The organism is Roseibium sp. (genome assembly GCF_039982295.1).
Classification (GTDB): Bacteria; Pseudomonadota; Alphaproteobacteria; order Rhizobiales; family Stappiaceae; genus Roseibium.
Genome location: NZ_JBDWYP010000082.1, coordinates 143,531 through 165,962, shown reverse-complemented (window position 1 = coordinate 165,962; position 22,432 = coordinate 143,531). Strand labels below are relative to the sequence as shown.

General features: G+C 57.8%; 24 protein-coding genes. 9 read left to right on the top strand and 15 right to left on the bottom strand.

The genetic code is table 11. The annotated features are described in order from the left end of the window. Positions 1–8 precede the first annotated feature (8 nt). The 5 genes from ABJZ52_RS16750 to ABJZ52_RS16730 all read right to left on the bottom strand — a co-directional run bounded on the left by ABJZ52_RS16750 (position 9) and on the right by ABJZ52_RS16730 (position 4,643). On the bottom strand, positions 9–1,265 hold the full coding sequence (locus tag ABJZ52_RS16750; RefSeq protein WP_348188487.1) for a cell wall hydrolase: 1,257 nt from the start codon (positions 1,263–1,265) through the stop codon (positions 9–11). A gap of 199 nt (positions 1,266–1,464) precedes the next feature. Continuing rightward, on the bottom strand, positions 1,465–2,448 hold the full coding sequence (locus tag ABJZ52_RS16745) for an NAD regulator (protein WP_348188485.1): 984 nt from the start codon (positions 2,446–2,448) through the stop codon (positions 1,465–1,467). Positions 2,449–2,474: 26 nt separating this feature from the next. Next, on the bottom strand, positions 2,475–2,981 hold the full coding sequence (locus tag ABJZ52_RS16740) for a tyrosine phosphatase family protein (protein WP_348188483.1): 507 nt from the start codon (positions 2,979–2,981) through the stop codon (positions 2,475–2,477). Positions 2,982–3,041: 60 nt separating this feature from the next. Further along, positions 3,042–3,698 (bottom strand): HD family hydrolase, encoded by a 657-nt coding sequence (locus ABJZ52_RS16735; RefSeq protein WP_348188481.1) that lies wholly within the window; start codon positions 3,696–3,698, stop codon positions 3,042–3,044. A 45-nt stretch (positions 3,699–3,743) separates the two neighbouring features. Further along, positions 3,744–4,643, bottom strand: a complete 900-nt coding sequence (locus ABJZ52_RS16730) for a folate-binding protein YgfZ (RefSeq protein ID WP_348188479.1) — start codon at positions 4,641–4,643, stop codon at positions 3,744–3,746. A 202-nt stretch (positions 4,644–4,845) separates the two neighbouring features. On the opposite strand from ABJZ52_RS16730, the gene ABJZ52_RS16725 reads away from it, so the two are divergent. Further along, on the top strand, positions 4,846–6,180 hold the full coding sequence (locus ABJZ52_RS16725; RefSeq protein WP_348188477.1) for a dihydroorotase: 1,335 nt from the start codon (positions 4,846–4,848) through the stop codon (positions 6,178–6,180). A 39-nt stretch (positions 6,181–6,219) separates the two neighbouring features. Here the strand turns inward: ABJZ52_RS16725 and ABJZ52_RS16720 are convergent, their stop codons facing one another. Next, a complete protein-coding gene (locus ABJZ52_RS16720) occupies positions 6,220–6,444 on the bottom strand; it encodes a DUF2061 domain-containing protein (RefSeq protein WP_348199844.1) in 225 nt (74 codons plus the stop codon). Between the two features lie 149 nt (positions 6,445–6,593). Here ABJZ52_RS16720 and ABJZ52_RS16715 point away from each other — a divergent pair, with 149 nt between their 5' ends. The 4 genes from ABJZ52_RS16715 to ABJZ52_RS16700 all read left to right on the top strand — a co-directional run bounded on the left by ABJZ52_RS16715 (position 6,594) and on the right by ABJZ52_RS16700 (position 10,985). After that, positions 6,594–7,439 (top strand): helix-turn-helix transcriptional regulator, encoded by an 846-nt coding sequence (locus ABJZ52_RS16715; RefSeq protein WP_348188473.1) that lies wholly within the window; start codon positions 6,594–6,596, stop codon positions 7,437–7,439. A gap of 192 nt (positions 7,440–7,631) precedes the next feature. After that, positions 7,632–8,876: a L,D-transpeptidase gene (locus tag ABJZ52_RS16710; protein WP_348188471.1), complete on the top strand. Its 1,245-nt coding sequence runs from the start codon at positions 7,632–7,634 to the stop codon at positions 8,874–8,876. A gap of 157 nt (positions 8,877–9,033) precedes the next feature. Beyond that, complete coding sequence (locus ABJZ52_RS16705) at positions 9,034–10,296, top strand: DUF3419 family protein (protein ID WP_348188469.1); 1,263 nt, start codon at positions 9,034–9,036, stop codon at positions 10,294–10,296. A gap of 5 nt (positions 10,297–10,301) precedes the next feature. After that, positions 10,302–10,985, top strand: a complete 684-nt coding sequence (locus ABJZ52_RS16700; RefSeq protein WP_348188467.1) for a class I SAM-dependent methyltransferase — start codon at positions 10,302–10,304, stop codon at positions 10,983–10,985. On the opposite strand, the gene ABJZ52_RS16695 is transcribed toward ABJZ52_RS16700, so the two are convergent. Then, on the bottom strand, positions 10,964–11,632 hold the full coding sequence (locus tag ABJZ52_RS16695; RefSeq protein ID WP_348188465.1) for a hypothetical protein: 669 nt from the start codon (positions 11,630–11,632) through the stop codon (positions 10,964–10,966). The two genes, ABJZ52_RS16700 and ABJZ52_RS16695, sit on opposite strands and share 22 nt — an antisense overlap. A 155-nt stretch (positions 11,633–11,787) precedes the next feature. Here ABJZ52_RS16695 and ABJZ52_RS16690 point away from each other — a divergent pair, with 155 nt between their 5' ends. Then, on the top strand, positions 11,788–12,426 hold the full coding sequence (locus ABJZ52_RS16690; protein ID WP_348188463.1) for a LysE family transporter: 639 nt from the start codon (positions 11,788–11,790) through the stop codon (positions 12,424–12,426). Between the two features lie 59 nt (positions 12,427–12,485). Here ABJZ52_RS16690 and ABJZ52_RS16685 read toward each other — a convergent pair whose 3' ends face one another. The 4 genes from ABJZ52_RS16685 to ABJZ52_RS16670 form a co-directional block, all read right to left on the bottom strand. Then, positions 12,486–12,758 carry a hypothetical protein gene (locus ABJZ52_RS16685; RefSeq protein ID WP_348188461.1) on the bottom strand — a complete coding sequence of 91 codons (273 nt, stop codon included), beginning with the start codon at positions 12,756–12,758 and terminating at the stop codon, positions 12,486–12,488. 192 nt (positions 12,759–12,950) lie between these two features. After that, complete coding sequence (locus ABJZ52_RS16680) at positions 12,951–13,361, bottom strand: TIGR02301 family protein (protein ID WP_348188459.1); 411 nt, start codon at positions 13,359–13,361, stop codon at positions 12,951–12,953. Between the two features lie 69 nt (positions 13,362–13,430). Further along, on the bottom strand, positions 13,431–13,862 hold the full coding sequence (locus ABJZ52_RS16675; protein ID WP_348188457.1) for an NUDIX hydrolase: 432 nt from the start codon (positions 13,860–13,862) through the stop codon (positions 13,431–13,433). A 93-nt stretch (positions 13,863–13,955) separates the two neighbouring features. Next, a complete protein-coding gene (locus tag ABJZ52_RS16670; protein WP_348188455.1) occupies positions 13,956–14,468 on the bottom strand; it encodes a hypothetical protein in 513 nt (170 codons plus the stop codon). An 84-nt stretch (positions 14,469–14,552) separates the two neighbouring features. On the opposite strand from ABJZ52_RS16670, the gene ABJZ52_RS16665 reads away from it, so the two are divergent. Further along, positions 14,553–15,293: an SOS response-associated peptidase gene (locus tag ABJZ52_RS16665; RefSeq protein ID WP_348188453.1), complete on the top strand. Its 741-nt coding sequence runs from the start codon at positions 14,553–14,555 to the stop codon at positions 15,291–15,293. 122 nt (positions 15,294–15,415) lie between these two features. Beyond that, on the top strand, positions 15,416–16,246 hold the full coding sequence (locus tag ABJZ52_RS16660) for a methyltransferase (protein WP_348188451.1): 831 nt from the start codon (positions 15,416–15,418) through the stop codon (positions 16,244–16,246). Positions 16,247–16,351: 105 nt separating this feature from the next. Here ABJZ52_RS16660 and dnaA read toward each other — a convergent pair whose 3' ends face one another. Together dnaA and ABJZ52_RS16650 are read right to left on the bottom strand one after the other, a co-directional pair. Further along, positions 16,352–17,803: a chromosomal replication initiator protein DnaA gene (dnaA, locus tag ABJZ52_RS16655; RefSeq protein WP_348188449.1), complete on the bottom strand. Its 1,452-nt coding sequence runs from the start codon at positions 17,801–17,803 to the stop codon at positions 16,352–16,354. Between the two features lie 721 nt (positions 17,804–18,524). After that, entirely contained in the window at positions 18,525–19,040 is a 516-nt protein-coding gene (locus ABJZ52_RS16650) for a TetR/AcrR family transcriptional regulator (protein ID WP_348188447.1), read from the bottom strand. A gap of 83 nt (positions 19,041–19,123) precedes the next feature. Here ABJZ52_RS16650 and ABJZ52_RS16645 point away from each other — a divergent pair, with 83 nt between their 5' ends. After that, complete coding sequence (locus ABJZ52_RS16645; protein ID WP_348188445.1) at positions 19,124–20,197, top strand: alcohol dehydrogenase family protein; 1,074 nt, start codon at positions 19,124–19,126, stop codon at positions 20,195–20,197. A 98-nt stretch (positions 20,198–20,295) separates the two neighbouring features. Here the strand turns inward: ABJZ52_RS16645 and ABJZ52_RS16640 are convergent, their stop codons facing one another. Together ABJZ52_RS16640 and ABJZ52_RS16635 are read right to left on the bottom strand one after the other, a co-directional pair. Continuing rightward, positions 20,296–20,739 (bottom strand): glyoxalase superfamily protein, encoded by a 444-nt coding sequence (locus tag ABJZ52_RS16640; RefSeq protein ID WP_348188443.1) that lies wholly within the window; start codon positions 20,737–20,739, stop codon positions 20,296–20,298. A gap of 218 nt (positions 20,740–20,957) precedes the next feature. Beyond that, a complete protein-coding gene (locus ABJZ52_RS16635) occupies positions 20,958–22,370 on the bottom strand; it encodes an FAD-binding oxidoreductase (RefSeq protein ID WP_348188441.1) in 1,413 nt (470 codons plus the stop codon). Between the last annotated feature and the right edge of the window lie 62 nt (positions 22,371–22,432).

Here is a 22,432-nt window from a genome sequence, read left to right as displayed (position 1 = left end):
TTGCTTGATCAGTTCCAGCCGCCGGCACGGGTCTTGTAGAAAATATGAAGTCCGACCTGGCCGCGCTTGACCATGGATTTGCGCCAGCGCGGAGCCACATAGTTCGCGTGGTAATGCGTCGAGGCATCGACCATCTTGGAATACTGCTTGCCGCCGATGACCTCTTTGGCGAGGCGCTGCGCGAGTTTCCAGCTCTTCGGCTGCGTGATCCGGTCCTTGATGCCATCGCAGGCAAAGGAGAACTGGCAGCGGTTGCGCTTGTGCTTGTTCTGATAGACCACGCCGCAGATCGAGTTCGGGTAAGCGGGGTTCTTCACCCGGTTGAGAACGACCTGTGCAACGGCGATCTGGCCCTCTTCGCTTTCGCCGCGGGCCTCAAAATAAATGCCCTCCGCAAGACAGCGTTGTTCCTTCTTCTCCATCACGGAGAGAGGCAGTGGCTTTTGCGCCCACCAATGCGGATTTTCCGGATCTTCCGGCGGCGGCAGCTCCTGCTCGTATTTTGCAGCACCGAAGAGCGCGTTGAAGGGCTCTTTCGTATCCTGGGCCGTTTCAGGGGCATAGGCGGAGACAAGCGAGAAGCTGGCAGCTGCGGCGTTGCGCGCCATCATGACCTGTTGCAGGTCAAGCGGCCCGTCTTTGCCCGGCGTACGCGAGGGAATGCCTGCCAGGAGTGTCGACTGTTGCTCGCTCAGCGGTTCCGGCTTGACGAAGGAGACGCGCGGCAGGGAAGCCCGTTTGTGGTCGCCGCCGATCATGCTGGGCAGGGCATAGACAGCACCTGCGGCCATGTCGACCATGTGCCTGTCCGGCGCAAGCGAGATATGGCGGTCACCCTTTGCGGAGCGGTTGACCGCGATTTCGTCGGGAATTTCTTTCGGCGCAACTTCTGCCGCCAGAGCGGAAAGACCCGAGACATTCGTGTCGCGAACGCCTTTGGCAGCCGATGTCAGCGTCAGGTGCCGTTCCTTGAGCGGGTTGATCGGCACGTTTCTGCTTGCTGCCAGCGCGAGTGTCGGTTTGATCTCGGTGGCGAAACTGGCCGGCTCCAGCGCCATCATCCAGCGCGGTGCATCGGTCTGTTTTTCGGCCAGGAGAGACAGGATGTCCTGTTGGCCGATGGAGCCGGTCAGGAACATGAAGGCGAGGGGCGATGTCAGGACAAGGCGCTTCAGCTTGTGCCGTGCGGCCGCAGGCTTTGCCCGGCGCGGGGAAACACGAGACGAACGGCGCCCGGAGGACGAACGATTACGCGGGCCAGACATACGCAGCCAACTCCAACTCAATACGCGTGCCAGGAAAGTCTTCTGACGAAAATCGTCACTGGAATCCTTTCCGAAGCGATTGAATTGAAGATGACGCTTTAACCTTGAAAGAGAGTTAACAAGAAGAAATTGGCTTGTTCCCCTGCGTCAGAAGTCGCCAAATGCAAGTTTCATGGTTAAGACGCAAGTGAAATTTTGATCACCGGCCGCCAACACGCAAGCCCGGCGCAGGGCGCTCCTTGAGGAGTTCATGGCGGAAGCGGAAGAGTGCCGCTGGCCGCCCGCCCGTCGCCGTTGATGTCGCGCCGGTTGGTTCCACAAGGTCGGCGTTTTCAACCAGCCTTCGGAAATTCTGCTTGTGCACGTGCCGACCAAAAATCGCTTCCACCGTGGTTTGAAGCTCTGTCAGAGTAAAGGTGCCAGGCATCAGCTCGAAGACAACGGGGCGGTATTTCAGCTTGGCGCGCAGGCGGGACATGGCGGTTGCCAGGACACGGCGGTGATCGAACCGCATGGGTCGTCCGAACTTGGGCAAGTGCGGCCGCTTGAGGGCTGCGGGCCGACCATCGCGAAGCGCTTCTTCCACGAGACTGGCTTCATAAAGCAGTTCGTACCGTTCGAGCGCGCGCTCTTCGTCCCATTTGTCGGCATGAAGCCCGAATGCCAGAGTCAGGCGTTCCATCCGGTTCAAGGCCCGCGGTGGTGCATCAGCTGGCGGAGGGATTTCTGCCCATGCCATCAGGGCAGGCAGAATGTCGCTGTCGAGCATGCCCGGTCGGCCGTCGCGCCAATCCTCCCAGGGAAAATAGTCATACCAGGATCGCCAACCCGAATGATGTCTGGCGAGCACGTCGCGCGATCCTTCGCTTTGGCGGGCGAGGGCGAGATACCCGACTGAAACCACGTGGGGGTCGGAATCGTCGCGTGACCTGTGGCGTCCACGGTCGCCGAAAGTATAGAGCTGCTCGACGTAACCAAGCTGCAGCGCGGTCTGCTCTTCCACCCAGGACCTCAAACCGATCTCGAATGTCCGGTGATGAAGGGGATCGAAGGCACCAAAGGGCAGGCTTTCAGGGTCTCCGGTGCGGCCATCGCCTACCTGAACGATTTGGGGCATGCCGTCTGCTACGGCGACGATCACCGCATTCAGGCCGATTTCGATGGTCGTATTCGCCGCAATCATGATGGCTTTGCCTCTGCAGTCGGGTGCTAGTCCAGCGGCATTTCGAACGGTGTGCCTTCAAAGGCAGTCGCTCCCCGGCCAATCTCGCGAATGGCGTCGATCATGCGTCCCTCGCGTCCGAGGACCTTGTCGGCCATTGATACGAGGCGGCCATTGGGAGTGGCTGACGGCGCCCGTCGTCGCAACTCCTGCGCAAGGTCACGTTCGCTGAACTCCGGGTTCAAGGCACAGGCCGTGATATAAGCCCCGGCGGTTGATCGGCTGATCCCGGCCCAGCAATGGATCACAAGCGGTGCCGTTCGGTCCCAGTTGCCGATAAAGGCCAGCAAGCGGTCAACATGGGCCTCGGTCGGCGGTGTCAGGCCGTCAATCGGCGCAAGAATGTCGTTGAAGCCCAGGAAAAGATGCTGATCCGGCGAGATTTGCGGCGGCGTTGGCACGTCCATGTCGGAATTGATCAATGTGACGAGATGGCCAGCGCCAACCTTGCTGACGGTTTCGGTCAGGCGGGACAGGGAACAGACGTAGAGCATGGCGATCCGTTGATTTGTTTATCTGCGAATCGTACCTGTCCGGCGCGCCAACGTCACCAGTCAGCGAGCAGCCTTTTTGCTGTTTTTCCCAGCTTCGACGAGGCTTTCGATCAACTCGAAGCGTTCCAGGAATTTTTCCTGTGCTTGAAGAGCGGGAAGAGGTCTGAGATCAAGCCGGGGAATGGACGCGCCATCGCGCGAGAAACCGCGTGGCTTTCCGAAGATCTTGGCCGCCTCGTTCTCTTCAAAACCGGCCAGTTCGATGGCCTCGTAGTAGGCGCAGATGATGTCGGCTCGTTTGGCCAGTTTCTTCACCGTTTGCGGAATTTCAGCTGGCAATCCGAAGCGCAAATGGATGGCCGCCTGCAAGCGAGCTTCCACGGCCTTGTAGGCGCCACCCATCACGGCCTTGAAGGGAGAGATCATGTCGCCGATCACGTATTCGGGCGCGTCGTGAAGGAGAACGGCGAGACGCCAACGTGGCGGCAGATCGGGCTTCAGCTTCAGGGCGATGTCCTCGACCACCAGACTGTGTTCTGCGACCGAAAACGCGTGTTCACCCCGGGTCTGACCGTTCCAGCGGGCGACGCGGGCCAGGCCGTGAGCAATGTCGGAAATCTCGACGTCCAGAGGTGAGGGATCCAGAAGATCAAGCCGGCGTCCGGACAACATGCGTTGCCATGCTCTTGGGGAGGGAACGGAATTATCGGCAGGCATGGCAGCTCGGGTTTTAGAGCGGAACGGGGAATTTCAATCTGCGGGTCAGGTGTCGTTTGGATCAGCTGGCCAGCTAAAACCGGCCCACGAGGGTAGATCCAGGGAGACCGCAACATCGCCGCAGTGAAACGCAGCGCCTTTGTCACGAGCAGCCTGCGCCTTGTCAAGCCGCACCAAAGCGATGCCCACATGAGCGCCGTTTGCCTGCGATGAGGAGCCGAGGGTCCCGATTGCCTTGCCATCAGCCTCGATTTCCGTTCCCGCTTCCGGCAGGGCAGTGTCGGCGGAGACGGCAATCATGCGCTTGCGTGCCGTCGAGCGGTGCTGAACCCGCGAGACCACTTCCTGCCCGACATAACAGCCTTTTGAAAAGGAAACGCCATTCAGCTGATCCATATCCGCGTCATGGGGAAAGACCTCCGAGTAGCCATAGTCCGAGAGACTTTCCGGAACACCCAGCGCGATCCGATGAGTTGCGTAGGCCGCGGGCGTTTCTTGCAGCCCACCTGCTTCCAGCAACGCTGACCGAGTATCTTCCAGGTCGCCCAGGTGGCGGTCTCCCAATTCTGGAAGACGCGGGTCAGACGCATGATGGCCCGGCAAGGGTGAAGGGACAGCGCCACCCCATGAGGCAATAACGCCAACGTTCGATCCCAGAGCCTCGATCTCGACCTTTGCACGCAGGCGATAGAACGTCAGGCGCTTTGCAAAGTCAGCGAGAGTTTCGCCTGGCGTGTCGAGCAGATAGCCATCATCGGTTCGCAGGATTATGAAGTCGAACAGGATCTTGCCCTGAGGCGTCAGAAGGGCTCCGAAGCCGGCATTGTCCGCATCCACCTTCTCGATGTCGCAGGTCACAAGGTTCTGAAGAAAATGCGTCGCGTCTTCGCCGTCAATGCGGATCAGACCCCGGCTTTCCAGAAGCGCAAAGTGCAGTTGGCTCATCGTCCGGATCCTTGCTGTTGTTTTCGGGCGTGCGGGCACGCATTCAAAGTCGTGGTTGATACCTTGTCATGCGACATAGGAGGCTTTGAGAGTGTGGGCAAGGCTGGAGTACGCTCTGCGCGGTTGAGGTCGGCACTGGTCCTTGACCGGTCATCCGCGTATAAGCCCGGAAATGATCTAGTGGCGAAGCAGGAGACAGACCTTGACCCAGACCTATGACGTGATCCTCAAGGGCGGAACAGTGGTCAATCAGGACGGCGAGGGCCTGCGCGATGTCGCAATTCGAGATGGCCGGATTGTCGAGCTTGGAGCCTTCGATCCTTCACAGGCTGGCGAGACCATCGATTGCACCGGTCTTCACATTCTGCCGGGTGTGATCGACAGCCAGGTACATTTCCGCGAACCCGGTCTCGATCACAAGGAAGATCTTGAATCTGGTTCCCGCGCTGCTGTCATGGGTGGTGTTACTTCCGTCTTTGAGATGCCGAACACCAATCCGTTGACGACCTCGGAGTCTGCGCTCGCCGACAAGGTTCGCCGCGGTCATCACCGCATGCACTGTGACTTTGCCTTCTGGGTTGGTGGCACGCGTGAAAACGTCACGGATATTCCAGAGCTGGAACGTCTTCCAGGCGCTGCCGGCATCAAGGTGTTCATGGGCTCTTCCACCGGAGACCTGCTGGTGGAGGATGATCAGGGTGTCCGCGATATCCTGTCGACCACCCGCCGCCGTGCCGCCTTCCATTCTGAAGATGAGTTCCGGCTGCGCGAGCGTCAGGGCGAGCGGATTGAAAACGACCCGCGGTCTCATCCGGTATGGCGCGATGAAATCGCTGCCTTGCAATGCACCCAGCGTCTGGTCGGCATTGCGCGCGAAGTTGGTGCGAAGATCCATATCCTGCATCTGTCTACGGCTGAAGAAGTCGACTACCTGCTCGGCCACAAGGATGTCGCTTCCATCGAGGTGACACCGCATCACCTGACCTTGACCGATGAGGCATATGAACGCCTTGGAACGCTGGTTCAGATGAACCCGCCGGTCCGCGCGCCACATCATGGCGAACGGCTTTGGTGGGGTCTCAAGCAGGGCATTCTGGATATCTTTGGTTCTGACCATGCGCCTCATCTGCTGGAAGAGAAGCAAAAGCCCTATCCGGCATCGCCTTCCGGCATGACGGGTGTGCAGACGCTGGTGCCGATCATGCTGGACCACGTTAACGCCGGCCGGCTGTCGTTAGCCCGTTTCGTTGATATGACCTCTGCTGGTCCGGCGCGTCTGTTTCAGACCGCGCTCAAGGGCCGGATTGCGGCCGGTTACGATGCTGATTTCACCATCGTCGACATGAAGCGCAAGGAGACGATCCAGAACGAGTGGATTGCCTCCAAGTGTGGCTGGACGCCGTATGACGGCAAGGATGTGACCGGCTGGCCGATCGGTACAATCGTACGCGGTCAAAAGGTGATGTGGGACGCCGAGTTGACAACGCCTTCCCGAGGTGAGGCTGTTCTCTTCCAGGACGGCATGCCGCGCGCCTGAGCGAGCAGTATCGATTGTTCCTGAAAGGCGTCCCGCAAATCAGTGGGGCGCCTTTTCTGTTTGCGCCGTCCGCCCCCAAGGCACCTTGTTCCAGACTTTCTCGTGTACAAAGAAAGCAAGAAAACCGCTCGCAGAGGCACTTGAGGCCAGGGCAAGCGCCGAATACAGCGACCCGGTATGCGGGTAGCTCAGGGCTGTCATGGTGATCAGCCCGAGAAGCTGCCAGGTCAGCGCTTTCAAAAAGGTTCGCTTTGTGGTGTCCATCACGCCTGTCGAGGGGTTCATGCCGGGTGGAAGGGGCTCTTCGCAACGCAAAAAGAGTGCGCCCGAACATCGGTTGATGGAAGTCTGTATCTTTTCAGCAAAAAATCTGAATTGTAGATTTTAATCACAAACTGTGATAAAAAACGCGAATGGACAAACGTGACCGCTCAACCCTGTTTCGGGAACGCCTGGCCGACGCCATGTCGCGCCAGGGCATGAGCCGTGCGGAGATGGCTCGGATCTGCGGCGTGGACCGCTCGACCATTGCGCAGCTTTTGGGGGAGGGAGATGCAAGGCTTCCCAACGCTCATCTGGCTGCTGAATGCGCTTCAGCGCTTTCGGTCAGCGCTGACTGGTTGCTGGGCCTGTCTGAGCGCAGCGAGACTGCCGCGGATCTTCTGGAGGCCTCCTTTCGGGTGACAGAAGCCGAGCGCTCCTTCGCCGATGCAAAAATTGATGAGTGGCACCGTGAAGCGGCCGGCTACAAGATCCGACACGTACCGGCGACGCTACCGGATATCCTCAAGACCGATGCGGTTTTCGAATTCGAATATGCTGCCTTTCGCGACCGCACGCCTGATCAGGCCATTTCGGCCATGCGCAGCCGTGCCGACTGGCTGCGGCGGCCAGGGTCCGACTACGAGATCTGCTGCTCCCGGGAACTGGTTGAATCCCTTGCGCGCGGCGAGGGCTATTGGCGCGGGTTGCCCAAAGAGGCGCGTGAAGAGCAGATCGAGCATATGGCACAATGCTGCCGGGATCTTTACCCCTCACTGCGGCTCTACCTCCATGACACCAAGGTCGTCTTCTCTGCACCGGTCACGATCTTCGGGCCACTGCTTGGCGTGATCTATATCGGTGGTCATTACATGGTGTTTCGCGAGAGTCGGCAGATCCGCGCCTTGACGGATCACTTCGACCAGCTGATCCGCGATTCAGACACCGATGCCCGCTCTGCCTCCGACGTGATCGAAGGCATGACTTCCCTGCTTTAGAGGGACGCTTAAGGCTCTTGGCCAGCTCATCAAACTGTGATCACGAACACAGCGGCCTTGCGCTATCGTGCCTATTGTCGGTGCAGATCGGCTCAAACGTTTCGGTAACCTTGTTCCATAACGTAAAATACACCTGTAGATTTTAAGTTTCTGTTTGAGCTTTTGAAGAGTGCTGCGTAGGGGGCTCCTGCCATGAATGTCAGTTTAGAGACTCGCGAGACCGTTACATCGGGTCTTCGCCAATTTGCGCCCATCAAGGGAATTGCTGTCGCTATCGGCGTGATCGCCGCTGTTGCAGGACCTGCAACGGCGCGTGACAACCAGGCGTCGGAAGGCGAAAAAGCTGCGGCAGAAGCGCCTTTGCAGATGCTGGTTTCACTCGATGAGCAGAAGATCGATGTCTATCGCGGGACCGAGCTGCTTCAGAGCGCTCCGATCTCGTCAGGAAAGCCCGGCAACAGCACACCCACGGGCGTGTTCTCCATTCTGGAGAAGCGCCGCAAGCATTTTTCCAACCTCTACAACAATGCGCCGATGCCTTTCATGCAGCGTCTGACATGGTCAGGTATTGCTCTGCATCAGGGACGTCTGCCTGGATATCCTGCCTCACATGGATGCATCCGCATGCCACGTGACTTCGCGAAGGATCTCTTCGGCCAGACAGAGCGCGGCATGCATGTTGTCGTCACCCGCGGCGCAGCTGCACCTGAGCTCATCCGCCACGATGTGTTGCCACAACCTCTGCCCGCCGCAACGACATTGGCCAGCCTGTCGTCGAAGACGATTGCTTCCGATCCTGCGTTGCGTGGGACGCTCGTAACCGCCTCCATTCAGCCCGAGCTGAATGCGGCGGCTGCCAAAAATCGGAAGTTCGATCAGCCCCTGCGCATGATCGTCACCCCGAAGAAATCAGAAAACCAGACGCGGACCTTGCAACGCCTGCTGAACCGGATGGGTTTCAACGCTGGTCCCGTTGACGGCGTCATGGGCCGAAAGACCCGCGCTGCGATTGCTCTCTATCAGGAAGGTGCCGAACGCCCGGTGACCGGCAAGATCACCGACAGTCTGATCCGCGACATTCACGCAGCTGCCGGTTATGAAAAGCCACAGAACGCGACCCTTCGCATCCGCCGCAAGTTCAAGGACATCTACGAGGCACCTGTAACGCTCTCGGATATTGATGCGCCAATCGGCACCCATGTCTTCACCGCACTCGGCTTCGAGCAGGGCGCAGGTTCGGTTGACTGGATGGCCGTTCCGGCGGAAGGCGAAAGCCATGGCACGCCGCGTGATGCACTTGACCGTCTGACACTGCCGGCAAAAGTCCAGCGGGAAGTCAGCGAGATGTTGACGCCGGGAACCTCTTTGATCATCACAGATCGCGGTTTTGCCAGAAACACGGGTCTTGGCACCGACTTTGTCGTCGTAACGAGGTAGGACCTTCCAACGACGCGCTTTCGAAAGGCCTCCGCCCTTGGCGGGGGCTTTTTTGTTGAATAAAGAACGCAGTCTGCTGACCTTTCGTCACCAAACTGTCGTCAGACTCCCGTATCGGAACTGAACTCCACAGCAAGGTCAGATCCGGGAGAAGGCCATGTCCTCCAGTACGCTGAATGCATCCAAGGCCCGTTTGAAGAATGCGGTCCATCGCTCCAGCGCGACATCCAAGGAGGGCTTTCTCGAACGGCTCTTTACATTCGCCTTCAAGGGTCTCGTCTATCCACAGATCTGGGAAGATCCGGACGTGGACATGCAGGCGCTGAAGTTGACGCCAGAGTCGCGGATGGTGGCAATTGCGTCCGGCGGCTGCAACGTAATGTCCTATCTCACGGCAAATCCGGCCGAGATCACGGCTGTTGATCTCAACCGCGCCCATGTGGCGCTCGGGCGGCTGAAGCTGCTCGCGGCCAAACGCCTGCCCAACTACGATACGTTCTATCGCTTCTTTGGCGAGGCCGACGAGAAAGCCAACATCGCAACCTATGAGCGCTTCCTGCGCGAAGAGCTGGATGCAGAGTCCCGTTCTTACTGGGAGGGCCGCGATATTGCAGGCTGGGGCCGCAAGCGCATCACCCTGTTCTCGCGTGACCTCTACCATCATGGTCTGCTGGGCTATTGCATAGGTGTCGGGCATTTCGTTGCGAAGCTCTACGGCATCGACCCCAGGCATATGGTCCGCGCGCGCTCGATGGATGAGCAGCGCAGCTTCTTTGATACCGCGCTGGCACCGCTTTTCGACAAGCGTCTTGTACGCTGGGCGACTTCCAAGAAGATGTCGCTCTACGGGCTGGGCATTCCGCCTGCGCAATATGAAGCGCTCGTTTCTGCTAGCGCCGAAGGCGACATGTCTTCCGTCCTGCGTCAGCGCCTGGAAAAGCTCGCCTGTGACTTTTCAATCAATGACAACTATTTCGCATGGCAGGCTTTCAGCCGCGGATATGCGCCTCAGGAAGGCGAATCCACTGGCGATGCCGGTCCACTGCCGCCCTACCTGAAGCGAGAGCATTTCGAGGCGATCAAGACGCGTTCGAACCGGGTCCGTGTCCTCAACCGGAACTTCACCGAGCACCTTCAGGGCGAAGCGGAAGACAGTCTTGATGCCTATGTTCTGCTGGATGCGCAGGACTGGATGACAGACGCTCAGCTCAATGCCCTTTGGAGTGAAATCACGCGAACCGCACGTCCGGGCGCGAGGGTTATTTTCCGCACTGCTGCTGAACCAACCTTGTTGCCAGGGCGCGTTGAGGACGAAACCCTCGATCGCTGGAGCTATCGCGAAGAGGAAAGTCTTCGCCTTGGCCAACAGGATCGCTCGTCCATCTACGGCGGCTTCCACCTGTACGTCTACAACGGATAACAACGATGTCAGCGACCGCGGAAACTGCACAGCTTATGGACGCGGTCTACCGGAACCAGCGCCACGTCTACGATTTGACCCGAAAATATTATCTGCTGGGCCGGGATCTGTTGATCGATCGTATGGAGCCGCCTTTTGGCGCCAATGTCCTGGAGCTTGGGTGTGGCACCGGTCGCAACCTCATAGAAGCAGCGACCCGTTTTCCCAACGCGCATTTTTATGGGGTCGACATTTCGCAGGAGATGCTGGACACGGCGCAGCGTAATATCGATAAGGCAGGCCTGTCCAATCGGATTCGACTTGCTCGTGGTGACGCCTCGGACCCGGCGGCCGCAGACTCCTTCAGGATCACGTCCTTTGAACGGGTTTTCTACTCCTACACGCTGTCGATGATTCCGGTTTGGCGCGAGGCTTTGCAGGCCGGGGCTGCTCGATTGGCGCCTGGTGGCCGAATTTCCGTGGTCGATTTTGGCCAACAAGAGAGACTTCCGGCCTCCTTCAGGGCTCTGCTCTTTGCCTGGCTTCGCAGGTTTCATGTAACGCCGCGCTCCGAGCTCGAAACTGTCCTTACGGAAATCGCCGAGGAGACCGGACGGAGCCAGTCATTCACACCGCTCTACCGAGGTTACGCCCACTACGCGGAAATAGGTCCTTCGCCGGAAGGCCTCTACTCGCCCGCGACAAAATAGTGAAGCGTACCGTCCTTGCCGATCCCGACGCGATAAAACAGCCAGACGCCGAAAGCTTCCATTTCGGCAAAATCGGCAGCGGTCACGATCCTGTACATCTCGACCTTCTGGTCTGCGGTCAGGGCGTGAAACGGATATCGCGCGAAATAGGGCCAGATGTACATTTCCTGGGCCGTGCCGACGTCAGCATGAAGAAACCCTGCATCAAGGGTGTCGGCGAGAATGGCGAGGATCTCGAGACCGTCAGGGTCCCCGGAACTTTCTTTGAGAAATTCGATCGGGTCATCGATCTCGATCAGGGAAAGTGTCGGTGGAACCTCATTGCTCTCCAGGACCATGCGAAGTCGTTCAATATCACCGGAGATCGCAGCGTCGAAAAGCTGGGAGTGCATACGCGCGACAGGTTTGGGCAGAAGGCTCGTGTCGTAAAGAACCTCTGGCAATGGGAGTTCCAGCTCTTCGGTCAGAACTTTGTCGTCAGCGCCTGGTTCTTGTTGCGATGTGATCGAATCTTCGACTGGAATCGTTCCACTTGCAGGGGTCTCTATCGGTGCAACGCGGATGGTGTCGGTGCGAACCGTCTTGGCCATGGCTGGCGTTCCGGCGAGACTTGCGGCGACCGCAAGCAGAAACAATCGTTTGGACATGCGGTATACCCCTCACTGCCGAAATCGGCAGGATTTGCATACACGCAAAGTGGGGTCTCTGGCCACTGCCAAGGCAATGTGCCTGAGGCCTTGCGCAGGTCGGCGGCCGGCTGTATCGCACAAGTGGGAGCCGAACCGTTGAGGAAACTGGCCGCGTGAGCGTATTTGGATTTATTGCACTTGGAGTGGCTATTGGCCTGATCACGAGCGCCCCCGTCGGCCCGGTCAACATCATGACCATCCGGCATGCGGTTCAACGCGGCGCCCGCGAAGGAGTTTTCGTCGGACTTGGCGCCGTCCTGGCAGATACCATCTATGCGGCTGTTGCTGTGTTTGGCGTTTCCGCTGTCACTCAATTTATCGAGGGGCAGGTGGACCTGATCAAGCTGGTCGGAGGGACGCTGCTGATCGCTTTCGGATTGAAGATCCTGCACACCCACCCGCATCTTGAAACCGAGCCTGGCAATGGTGCGGCAGGTCTTTGGGCCGATGCGACGGCGGCCTTTTTCATGACGCTGACCAACCCGGGTGCTGTTCTCGGGTTCATTGCCATCATCGGCGGGCTTGGCAGTTGGCGGCCAGAACACGGCAATCACATTGGCGCGCTTGCGCTGGTCGCCGGCGTTGCCATGGGAGCCTTGTTGTGGTGGACGTTGGTGTCGGCCGCGGTTCATCGCTTCAGCAGCCAGATCAATGACCGCTGGCTGGAGAATGCCAACAGGATTGCCGGAACCGTTCTGGTTCTTTTCGGACTCGCGGTCTTTACAGACCTGGCTGTGACAGTCTTGTTTTGAATGGAAATGCAGGAATAGGCGGAACGGCTGGGCAGCCGCCCCGTGAGGCGTGATCGTTGTTACTGTAGAATGCGATTGACCGTGTAGTCCCCGCGCAGGATTCGGTCGGGCAAGCCTTCGGCCAGCTTCGCCACGGCATCTTCACCATAGGTGGTGACAAGGTCGGCAAGGGCAGTGAACATGGCCGCATGTGCGACAGCATCGGCATCGACGCCGCATGCGATTGCTTCGGCCCATGCGTCCGAAATGAAGCCCAGAGCTGCGCGCCGGATGTCTTCATCCTCAGCGAACTCAGCTTCCATTGCCGCATCTGTGAAATCGTCGTTAGTCATTCGTTCCCTTACTGGTGTTGAACAGCCGCGGATCTTGCTGCCCGTCGGATGTGGCCCCCGAATCTCTTGATAAAAATCCTAACACGGCAAACCCGGCCGATAACCAACTGTGAACGCAAACTTAACAACCACCCACAAATTAGATGGGAAAGGTTAACCAAGTGGTAAGAAGTGCCGTAGCGGCGTCAGCCCTCAGCGGCCGTAGCGGCTCGTGACGTCGCTGATCAACGTCTGTCCTTCGGCAACATATTGTTCCATCGCGATACGCGCGGACGCGGTGCAATTGCGATAAGCCGAAGAAAAACCACGGTATCCCTGGTTGAAGCGCTCGATGAAGCGGCGCTGCCGATTACCGTCCCGGGTCTCTGATGTCAGGAAAGTTTCCATCTGCTCGCGCCAGCTCGGCTGATCGTCGTGTCCGCACAAGGGCCGCAGGAAATGAAGCGCGCCGAGGACTTCCGAAAGGCGCATGAGATTTGCTTCGTACGGTGGTGCATTGTCTGCTGACTGTGCCTTGGCGCCGAGCGGTGTGCCAAACATCAACACCGCGAAGAGAGGTACTGCAACCACTTTGCCCAAGGGCTTTTCAAACAGGAAGCTCATGGGCGGATCATGCGCAGGCCAGTGAGTGTTCGCAAGGGCCAGAGAACGGCAATCGGGGGAAATCCGGTGTCAGCGTCGATCAAGAAGGCGCCGAACTCGCTCCGGGGTGCCGGGCGTCGTCAGGAGGTCTTGCAGAGCTGCGCCGTCGAGCCATCTGGCGTCCAAGGCGTCGTCGCCTGCCAGCACGCCGCCAGACAGGTATTGCCCGCAAAAGACCGCCAGTACGAAATGGCTACGCACCCTGCCGTCTGCATCACGCTCTATGCTGTCAAATGTTTCGCGCGGTACATCGAGGTCGGCAAGGACACCTGTCTCCTCGAGAAGTTCGCGCTCTGCAGCCTGTTTCAAAGGTTCGCCGACGTCAACCAACCCGCCCGGCAGGCTCCAGTGTTCGGGGTAGGGCGGTTTGCTGCGTTTGATCAGCAGAACGTCATCGCCCCTGTAACAAAGGACGCTGACACCCAGCAGCGGGATCGGAGGATAAAGACGGGGGATCTGCATCCTGTTTTGTCTCACAGAGACGGCGCGGATCCAAGAGGCTGCAAGTCATTGGCTCTGCGGCAACAGACATGGCAACCAGGCGGGAGGAACGCCTTATGCGAACATCGCGTCGATTTCGGCCTGGGCCTCATCGCCTTCGAGCTGGATCGCTTCACCTGCTACATGGCCGTGGATCACGCCACTTGCCACCGAAATCAGTGGCTTGATGCTGTTGGTCGCTAGGGCTGCGATCTGATCGGCCATCAACGATGGGTCCGGTGTCTTGCGCAGCATCTCCTGTGCTTCGGTCACAGCCGCATCAATCTGGGCCACTCTCTGCTCCAGATGGGTGCGCAGGTTCACAGGAGCAGCGTGGAAGGCAAGGATCGCGAGCTGCTTGTCGGAGAAAGTCGACTTTTCGAAATGGGATTCATAGTCGAGCGGCGTCCATTCAAGGACGTCCTCGGCGCAGTCCGGCATTGCGGGCAGCATCTCAAGCAACATGACCACCTCATTGAAGTGATTGAGATAGTCTGTCGCCAATCCGGTCTTCGGATTGATATTTGCCTGTTCCAGCTTATCGGCGGCGAGCGGCCCGACGCCTAGAACTGGATCATCGCATTGCATGCCGTTCCCCCACGCTCTTGAATTCTTTGGCTAAGCTAGCGGCTCTTCGTTGCCAATTGCCTAACTTCATGCCAAAGACATTTTATGTGCGGCCGGTTCACCTTGACAGCGACTCCGAATGACGTTCGAGCCTTGTTTGATTACATTGAACAGCCGAATTTTCCGCCTCGTTTCAACATAGCGCCGACCCAGCCTGTAGCCACGGTTCGTCAGGAACATGGTGGGCGGCATTTTGCCCTCGTGCGGTGGGGTTTGATCCCGCCTTGGGTCAAGGATCCTGCGAGTTTTACATTGCTAATTAATGCAAGGTCGGAGACGGCAGAGCACAAGCCATCCTTTCGCGGAGCGATGCGTCATCACCGTTGTCTACTTCCTGTCTCCGGTTTTTATGAGTGGCGCCGCACTGCCGAAGGAAAGCAGCCTTACTTCATTCGCCCAGCTGACGGCGGACTAATGGCTTTTGCCGGTTTGTGGGAAATTTGGTCGGACCCGGACGGCGGCGATATCGATACGGGCGCGATTTTGACAACTGATGCGAATCTGTGCGTCCGCCATATTCATCACCGGATGCCCGCCATCCTAATGCCGGAAGATTTCGGCGCCTGGCTGGACACGGGAAATGTCATGGCTCGGGACGCGAGCCAGCTCTTGAGACCGGCTCCGGAGGACTATCTGGTCGCTGATCCTGTTTCCACCCGCGTGAACTCTGTCGCCAATGACGATGAGTCTTTGCTCGAAATCGTCGCTCCGGAGCCGAGCGAAGCGGCCGGGCAAAAAACAAAAGCTGCCAAAGGTGTCGCTAAGGACCAGCTGGACTTGTTCTGAAGCCCAGGAGATCGAGAAACGTCTGGCCTGTGTTGGGCGCGCTGGTTAAGAGGAGCACCCGAGAGATCCGGCCCACATCTACTGCAATTCGGCTATGAGAACATAAGAACTGGAACCGTGACATGAGCGAAATCGATGATGATGCCCTCGCCGATGCCTACAACAAGGGGCTCGAGCTGGAGAAGGCCGGCGATCGTGATCAGGCCGCTGTTTTTTATCGCCAGGCGCTCAGTCTCGATCCGTCAGACCCAGGCGGTGTTTCCATCCGCCTTGCAGCTATGGGGCACGAGACGTCTCCCGAAAAAATGCCGGATGCCTATGTGGCGACACTCTTTGATCAACATGCAGATGTCTTCGACGACATATTGGTCGATCAGCTTGGCTACTGCGTTCCCCTTTTGCTACGCGATCTTGTCAGCAAACTTGATATTGGCCCGTTCGAAAAACTATTGGACTTGGGATGTGGCACCGGGCTCACAGGCGTTGCGTTCAACGACTGCACCAAACATCAGACAGGCGTCGATCTCTCGGAGCGGATTGTGGAGTTGGCCTATGATCGACAGGTTTATGATGACCTCTACGTCGGTGAGGCGGTCGAGTTTCTCCAAGAGTTCGAGGACGAAGACGGGGCTCGCCCTCGTTGGGATCTGATCGCCGCCACGGATGTCTTCCCCTATCTGGGGGCAATCGAACCGATCTTGGCAGGCGCGGCTGATCGGCTTGAAGCCAACGGATACTTTGCCTTTTCAACCGAGACGCTACCTGAAAGCACTCTGGCCGGCAGGAACTACATGGTCGGTGCGAAACAGCGTTTTGCTCAAGGAGAAAGTTACCTGCGCAGCGGACTTGAAGCGCATGGTTTCAAGGTACTTGCCATGGATCCGATCACGGTGCGGCTTGAAGACGGTGAGCCGGTGCCCGGGCACTTGGTTGTTGCGCAACTTGTGGCGTAATGCGTCACGCGATTGTCTCTGAAGTCGAAGAGCAAAAAGGGCGGGGATCAGGAATCCCCGCCCTTGCCGTCGCCGGCTCTGGCCTCTGCCGGCAACTTGCCGCGTTTAGCTGTGCGCGAGCCGCTTGAGCAGCGCCAGTTCCTGCCCCAAACTCGTATCGGCCTGTGATTGCGCCTCGATCTTACGGACTGCATGAAGAACCGTTGTGTGATCACGGCCTCCGAAGCGCTTGCCAATCTCGGGCAGGGAACGCGGTGTCAACACCTTCGACAGATACATGGCGATCTGTCTCGGGCGGACCAGATTTCGAGACCTGCAGGCTGACAGCAGGTCAGCCTTGCTGACGCTGTAATGTTTGCACACCACCTGCTGGATTTCCTCGATCTTGATGTTGCGTTTCTCGCCCGAACGAACCAGATCGCTGAGGATCTTGTCTGCGAGATAGGGCGTGATTGCTTGAGCGGTCAGTTGGTGGTGGGCGTAGAGCCGATTGATCGCACCTTCCAGATCTCTGCCGCACGCCGTCACATGGCAGGCAACGTAATCGAGAACTTCCTTCGGGATGTCGAAGGTCGGAAGAAGCTTCCTGGCTGCCACCAGCCGCCTGGTCAGAATACCGCGGCGCAAGGCGAAGTCCGGGGGCTGCAAGCCTACCACCAGTCCGTCACAAAGCCGGTCACGCAGTCCGCTCTCTACCGTTTCCAGTTGCAGCGGCGGCCGGTCAGCAGCCACGATGATATGCTTGACCGGTTGCATCAGCGACAGAAGTGTCTCGCTGAAGTCTGCCTGGGCCTGTTTGCCGTGAAGGAATTGCATGTCGTCGACCAACAGAATGTCGATTGATGCCAGGATCCGTTTTAGGGCCTGGAACGATCTGGACTTCAACGCCGGTACGAGATGGTACATGAAGTACTCGGCGGTCAGATAGCAGACATTCTGTCCGCGGGATCTTGCTTCCGTCGCAACGGCGTGGAGCAGGTGGGTCTTGCCGAACCCGACAGCGCCATGAAGGTACAGAAGATCGAGGGCTTCGTTCTGGCCACTTGCGATTTTCCGGGCCGCCTCGAAGGCAAGTCCATTGGAATCCCCCTCGACAAAGGACTCGAAGGAGTTTCGTGGATTGGTTGGCGCGCCTTTCAGAAACTCTATGAGAGTTTCTTCGTCAGCATCGCCGAGGGCGATAGGCACCTGCGGATAGCGAATGGCATCTGGCAAGCCCGGGTGTGCATAGCCGGCACGGGCCGGTGATGCATTGGTTGGTATGAGTTTTTTGGGTCTTGATTTGCCCGGGCGAAGTGCGCTGCGAACTGTCAATTCGATGCTGTTGATGTCCCGGCACTCGTGTTGCCAAAGGCCGACCAACTGCTCTTCGTAGTGGGATTGGATCCAGTGTTTCAGGAAGCGTGTTGGCACTGATAGCCGAACAATATCCCCACTGTTTTCTTCGAGAATAACGCGGCCAAACCAGTTGAAATAGGCGTCATCTCCAAGTTCTTGTCTCAATTTCGACTTTACGCGATCCCAGCGTTCCGTCCCGTTCGTACTCTGAATCTGCATACTCGCCTCCTGTCAAAGGAAAGCGGCCCAACTCACCCGCTTGCTGTTTTTTTAAAGGAAGGACAAGACAGTGAAGCCTTGGACTTTCTTCGATTTTCGCGGTTTTGATCCGCAGTCTGGGTTTTCTCGGCATCCCGACATCTTCTGGTCAGGTATGCGCTTTCATCACGTGCACTTTGTTCTTGTGGACTTTGACAACCGCGACGTCTCCCTTGTTGGTTTTGGGAGGTCGTTGTGCGGTCGAAAAGTCAGGAGTGAAAATTGCCTGTATTTACACCCCAGAGGGTAATTAACCCTGTTATATTTTACGGAAGCTTCTCCTTTGCTTTGGTGTTGTGATGTCAACTATTGTTATTTGTCTTTTTTGAGTATTGAACACCTTTTTTGAAGAAATCAAAAAAAAATTAATCTCTTAGGAGAAATCAGAGTTGTTAATCAGCGTTTGGCGCGTCATGTCCTGTCAAATCTACTCTGTCCCGATGCAGACGCTTTTCCCCATCACGGCCATAAGGATGTTTTTAGACGCCAAATTGTGACGAGAATGTTCTCGACTTCGGATAGGGCGTTGACGGACATGAGGAATCACCCGGAACAGCGTCTCTTGTCAATTCTCTCAAGCCTGACATACAGGCCGCTGTACGATTGGTCTTCAGCTCTTGACCGGCTTCGTCAGGACCGTTGAGTGCGTGGCCTTGTGAAATCAGTTTTTAGTATTCGCAAGTTATTTGCGGGCTTGAATGCTGAGCATTCCGCTGAGCCGTTTAGCGCTCGCAACAGCCTCTTCTCGATGAATTGGCCAGCTTTGCATGAGACCTTCGATGATCAGGTTCAGGTCCACCTGATGTTGCGTCAGACCGCATGCCTGGGCAGCGCGTTCGGCGACTTCGCCCTTGTGTCGCTCCAGAAGGGAACGGAGTCGTGTATCGGCTGGAGCTGCGGCAACAGCCGCATGAAAAAGACATCCATGCGACGCTTCATTCAGCATCCAGGCCCCGATCCGGTCCATCAGATGGTCGAGCGCTGCGGCCTGGTCTTCGGGCAGATCGTCAAAGATGCTCGAAAGGTAACGTTGATGGCGATGCTCGAGCGCAGCGTACATCATGTCATCGCGCGAAGGTACGTATTTATAAAGTGTCCTGAGACTAACGCCTGCCGCTTCGCGCAAGTCCTCGACACTCGGCTCGGCAAACCCCTGAAGTGCAAAGGCATGTTCGAGCCCGGAGGCGATCTTGGTCATCGTCGCGTTCATGCTTGACTATGTAGAATGATCCCTCTACCAAAGCAAGTAGAGTACTCATTCTACCAGCTAAGGGGGCCGCGATGGCACTTCCAGAAACGATGAAGGGCATGGTCCTGACGGGACACGGTGGTCTCGACAAACTGGTTTGGCGCGAGGATCTTCCGGTTCCAACCCCTGTGCCCGGAGATGTCCTTGTTCGTGTAGGTGCTGCAGCCGTCAACAACACGGACGTGAACACCCGCATTGGCTGGTATTCGAAGACCGTGCGCGGCGACACCGCTGTTGCCGCAGCAGATGGTTATGAGGATTCCGAGGATCTTGAAGGCGGGTGGGCTGGCGCCTTGTCCTTTCCTCGCATTCAAGGCGCAGATTGCTGCGGCGAGATTGTCGCAGTCGGTGAAGGTGTCGATCCGGTGCGCATCGGTGAACGGGTCTTGCTGCGTCCGATGCATCATCCTGCAGGGTCAGAAGATCCCCATGCACTTGCCACGATGGGTTCGGAGCGCGATGGGGCCTTCGCCGAATACACCACCATTGGATCTGTGAACGCGGTCACTGTTCAGTCGGACCTTACGGATGTTGAGCTTGCCTCGTTTCCTTGCGCGTTTTCGACGGCAGAGGGCATGATTCAACGTGCCGGGCTCGCAAACGAGCGCGTTCTGATCACCGGTGCTTCAGGCGGCGTTGGCTCGGCGGCCATTCAGCTGGCAAAGAGACGCGGTGCGCATGTTACAGCCGTGACCAGCCCTTCAAAGGCCGAAGAGCTTCGCGCGCTGGGCGCCGATGCGACGTTGGACCGAGATGCGGAGCTGGGAGAAGAGGCCTATGACGTGGCCCTGGATCTCGTTGGCGGCGCACGCTGGAACGCCTTGATCGATGCCCTGCGCATCGGCGGTCGCTATGTCACATCGGGTGCCATCGCGGGGCCGATAGTCGAGCTGGACCTGCGCACGCTTTACCTCAAGGACCTTACCTTGATCGGCAGCACACGCCAGCCGGTCAACGTCTTCAATGATCTGGTGAGGTATATTGAGGCCGGAGAAATCAAGCCGACAGTCGCGCGAACCTACTCCTTGAAGGAGCTGCGCGCAGCACAAGAGGACTTTCTCGCCAAGTCCTACATTGGCAAGATCGGGATCGTGATGCCGGGCTAAACCTCTGTCCAAACATGCGATCGTCATCAAGGCTGTTCTTTAAGAAGGTTCGCTTCAAGCTGAAGCGGACCTTCTTTTTTCGCAAACGGTGATCAGGCTCAGATCGCCGTCGTCAGCTGCATGTGCGGGACACCGTCCGAGGTCTTCTCTGCGGTCTTTCCGTCGTTGCCAAGCGTTACGGTGACCCGTTGCCTGAATGCGGAAAAGCTGTCGAAGCTCACCACATCGACCGGCTCGTCGAAAACAATGGTGATGCGCGTCCTGTTGGACGGTCCCAGCTTGGCGGCCGAAACGATCTCGCCCTGAAAAGCCTGGTGCAAATAGGTGCCAGATACCTTCTGACCGAGTGACAGCGGCATGTTGGGCGCATTGCCCTTGGCCGCATGAAGAGTGTTCCAGTCGCGGAAGCCATATTGTCTGGCAACAAGATCAAGCGACTGGCCATGATTGAGCGGCGCATCGGTGGCTGCCGGCATCGCGGCTCTCAAGCGTTTAGCCTGAGCTTTCAACTCACTCAGTGGTGGAAGTGTAGTTTGGGTCATTGGAACGTGCCTTTCCCGTCTGTTGCAGGCGTTCCGGATGGGGCTCGCATTGCCATCGGCCTGCATCAAAGCAAAGGCTGATTTCGATCTGGCCGTCGATTTTTGGCGGCACGGGAAGGTTTTACCCAAGGCATAAGCCCGCGAGCGGCCGGGACCTTCGACCTGACCGCGGACATAGGAACCCGCCTGCCTTCTGTCAAGGCTTGCGGGTCAGGCCGCTAAAGAACCCGGCCTGGATTGACGAGGCCCTTGGGATCGAACGCGTCCTTGATGCGTTGCATCAGGTCTAGTTCAAGCTCGCTTTTCACGTCCTTCAGAAGATCGCGCTTCAGACGCCCGATGCCGTGTTCGGCGGAGATCGAGCCGTTGAAGTTCGCCACTATGCCATGAACGATGTCGTTCATTGCGTCCCACTTCTCCAGATAGGCTTCCTTGTCCGCTCCGACTGGCTGGCTGACATTGAAGTGGATGTTGCCATCACCCAGATGACCAAAGGGCACCGGGCGGCAGTTGGGCACGAATTTCGTGACTGCGGCGATGGCTTCCTCCAGGAACGCCGGGATGGAGGCGACAGGGACAGAGACGTCATGCTTGATGGAGCCGCCTTCAGCTTTCTGTACTTCGGACATGCCATGCCGAATATGCCAGAAATCCTGGACCTGTTGCATGGACTGGGCGAACGCTGCGTCCTCGACCAGGCCTTCCTCGAAGGCTTCTCCCAAAATGGACTCCAGCAGGTCGCGAACCGGAAACGCCTCTGACCCGCTCGAAAGCTCCATCAGCACATACCAGTCGTGTGGCGCCTCAAGAGGATCTCGTGCACCGTCCAAATGTGCGACACAGAACTCGACCCCGACACGAGGCATGATTTCGAAGCCGGTCAGCACCGGGCCTGCTTGAGCCTTGGCGGTGGAGAAGAGCTTCAGCGCGGCCTGGGGATCTGCGAGACCGACGAAGGCGGCCTCCAGTTTCTTCGGCTTGGGGAAAAGTTTGAGTGACGCTGCGGTAATTATGCCGAGAGTCCCTTCCGCGCCGATAAACAATTGTTTCAAATCATAACCAGTATTGTCCTTGCGGAGGGTCCTGAGACCGTTCCAGACATCACCATTTGGCATCACCACCTCGAGCCCGAGAACGAGGTCGCGGGTGTTGCCATAGGCAAGAACAGCGGTGCCGCCGGCGTTGCTGGAGATGTTGCCACCGATCTGACAGGATCCTTGCGAGCCTAGCGCCAGCGGGAACAGACGGTCGACTTTTTCAGCTTCATTTTGCAAGGTCTCGAGGATCACGCCGCTCTCGACAGTGATTGTGAAACCGTCGGGATCAACCGCACGGACCTTGTTCATTCGCCCGAGTGAAAGAACCATTTCATCCCCGGTTTCCAAGGGGATTTGACCGCCCACGAGACCGGTATTGCCGCCTTGGGGAACAATCTTGAGATCATTCAGGGATGCATATTTCATCACCGCGCTGACGTCCTTGGTTGACCCTGGTCGCAGCACCATCGGTGTCACACCCTGATACAGGTCTCGCCATTCCGTCAGGAACGGCGCCTTGTCTTCGGGGCTGGTCAGTACGTTTGCTGCGCCGATGATTTCAGCGAGCCGCTCGGCATGGGGATTTCGCTCCATGAGCGCGTGTCCTCGTTTCTCGATGGGGTGATTTCGGCCGGTAACATAGTGCCAAGATGCGG

Coding starts and splice junctions, on each gene's coding strand:
- ABJZ52_RS16750 (WP_348188487.1), bottom strand. CDS start 1,265: ATGTCTGGCCCGCGTAATCGTTCGTCCTCCGGGCGCCGTTCGTCTCGT.
- ABJZ52_RS16745 (WP_348188485.1), bottom strand. CDS start 2,448: ATGATTGCGGCGAATACGACCATCGAAATCGGCCTGAATGCGGTGATC.
- ABJZ52_RS16740 (WP_348188483.1), bottom strand. CDS start 2,981: ATGCTCTACGTCTGTTCCCTGTCCCGCCTGACCGAAACCGTCAGCAAG.
- ABJZ52_RS16735 (WP_348188481.1), bottom strand. CDS start 3,698: ATGCCTGCCGATAATTCCGTTCCCTCCCCAAGAGCATGGCAACGCATG.
- ABJZ52_RS16730 (WP_348188479.1), bottom strand. CDS start 4,643: ATGAGCCAACTGCACTTTGCGCTTCTGGAAAGCCGGGGTCTGATCCGC.
- ABJZ52_RS16720 (WP_348199844.1), bottom strand. CDS start 6,444: ATGGACACCACAAAGCGAACCTTTTTGAAAGCGCTGACCTGGCAGCTT.
- ABJZ52_RS16715 (WP_348188473.1), top strand. CDS start 6,594: ATGGACAAACGTGACCGCTCAACCCTGTTTCGGGAACGCCTGGCCGAC.
- ABJZ52_RS16710 (WP_348188471.1), top strand. CDS start 7,632: ATGAATGTCAGTTTAGAGACTCGCGAGACCGTTACATCGGGTCTTCGC.
- ABJZ52_RS16705 (WP_348188469.1), top strand. CDS start 9,034: ATGTCCTCCAGTACGCTGAATGCATCCAAGGCCCGTTTGAAGAATGCG.
- ABJZ52_RS16700 (WP_348188467.1), top strand. CDS start 10,302: ATGTCAGCGACCGCGGAAACTGCACAGCTTATGGACGCGGTCTACCGG.
- ABJZ52_RS16695 (WP_348188465.1), bottom strand. CDS start 11,632: ATGTCCAAACGATTGTTTCTGCTTGCGGTCGCCGCAAGTCTCGCCGGA.
- ABJZ52_RS16685 (WP_348188461.1), bottom strand. CDS start 12,758: ATGACTAACGACGATTTCACAGATGCGGCAATGGAAGCTGAGTTCGCT.
- ABJZ52_RS16680 (WP_348188459.1), bottom strand. CDS start 13,361: ATGAGCTTCCTGTTTGAAAAGCCCTTGGGCAAAGTGGTTGCAGTACCT.
- ABJZ52_RS16675 (WP_348188457.1), bottom strand. CDS start 13,862: ATGCAGATCCCCCGTCTTTATCCTCCGATCCCGCTGCTGGGTGTCAGC.
- ABJZ52_RS16670 (WP_348188455.1), bottom strand. CDS start 14,468: ATGCAATGCGATGATCCAGTTCTAGGCGTCGGGCCGCTCGCCGCCGAT.
- ABJZ52_RS16665 (WP_348188453.1), top strand. CDS start 14,553: ATGTGCGGCCGGTTCACCTTGACAGCGACTCCGAATGACGTTCGAGCC.
- ABJZ52_RS16660 (WP_348188451.1), top strand. CDS start 15,416: ATGAGCGAAATCGATGATGATGCCCTCGCCGATGCCTACAACAAGGGG.
- dnaA (WP_348188449.1), bottom strand. CDS start 17,803: ATGCAGATTCAGAGTACGAACGGGACGGAACGCTGGGATCGCGTAAAG.
- ABJZ52_RS16650 (WP_348188447.1), bottom strand. CDS start 19,040: ATGACCAAGATCGCCTCCGGGCTCGAACATGCCTTTGCACTTCAGGGG.
- ABJZ52_RS16645 (WP_348188445.1), top strand. CDS start 19,124: ATGGCACTTCCAGAAACGATGAAGGGCATGGTCCTGACGGGACACGGT.
- ABJZ52_RS16640 (WP_348188443.1), bottom strand. CDS start 20,739: ATGACCCAAACTACACTTCCACCACTGAGTGAGTTGAAAGCTCAGGCT.
- ABJZ52_RS16635 (WP_348188441.1), bottom strand. CDS start 22,370: ATGGAGCGAAATCCCCATGCCGAGCGGCTCGCTGAAATCATCGGCGCA.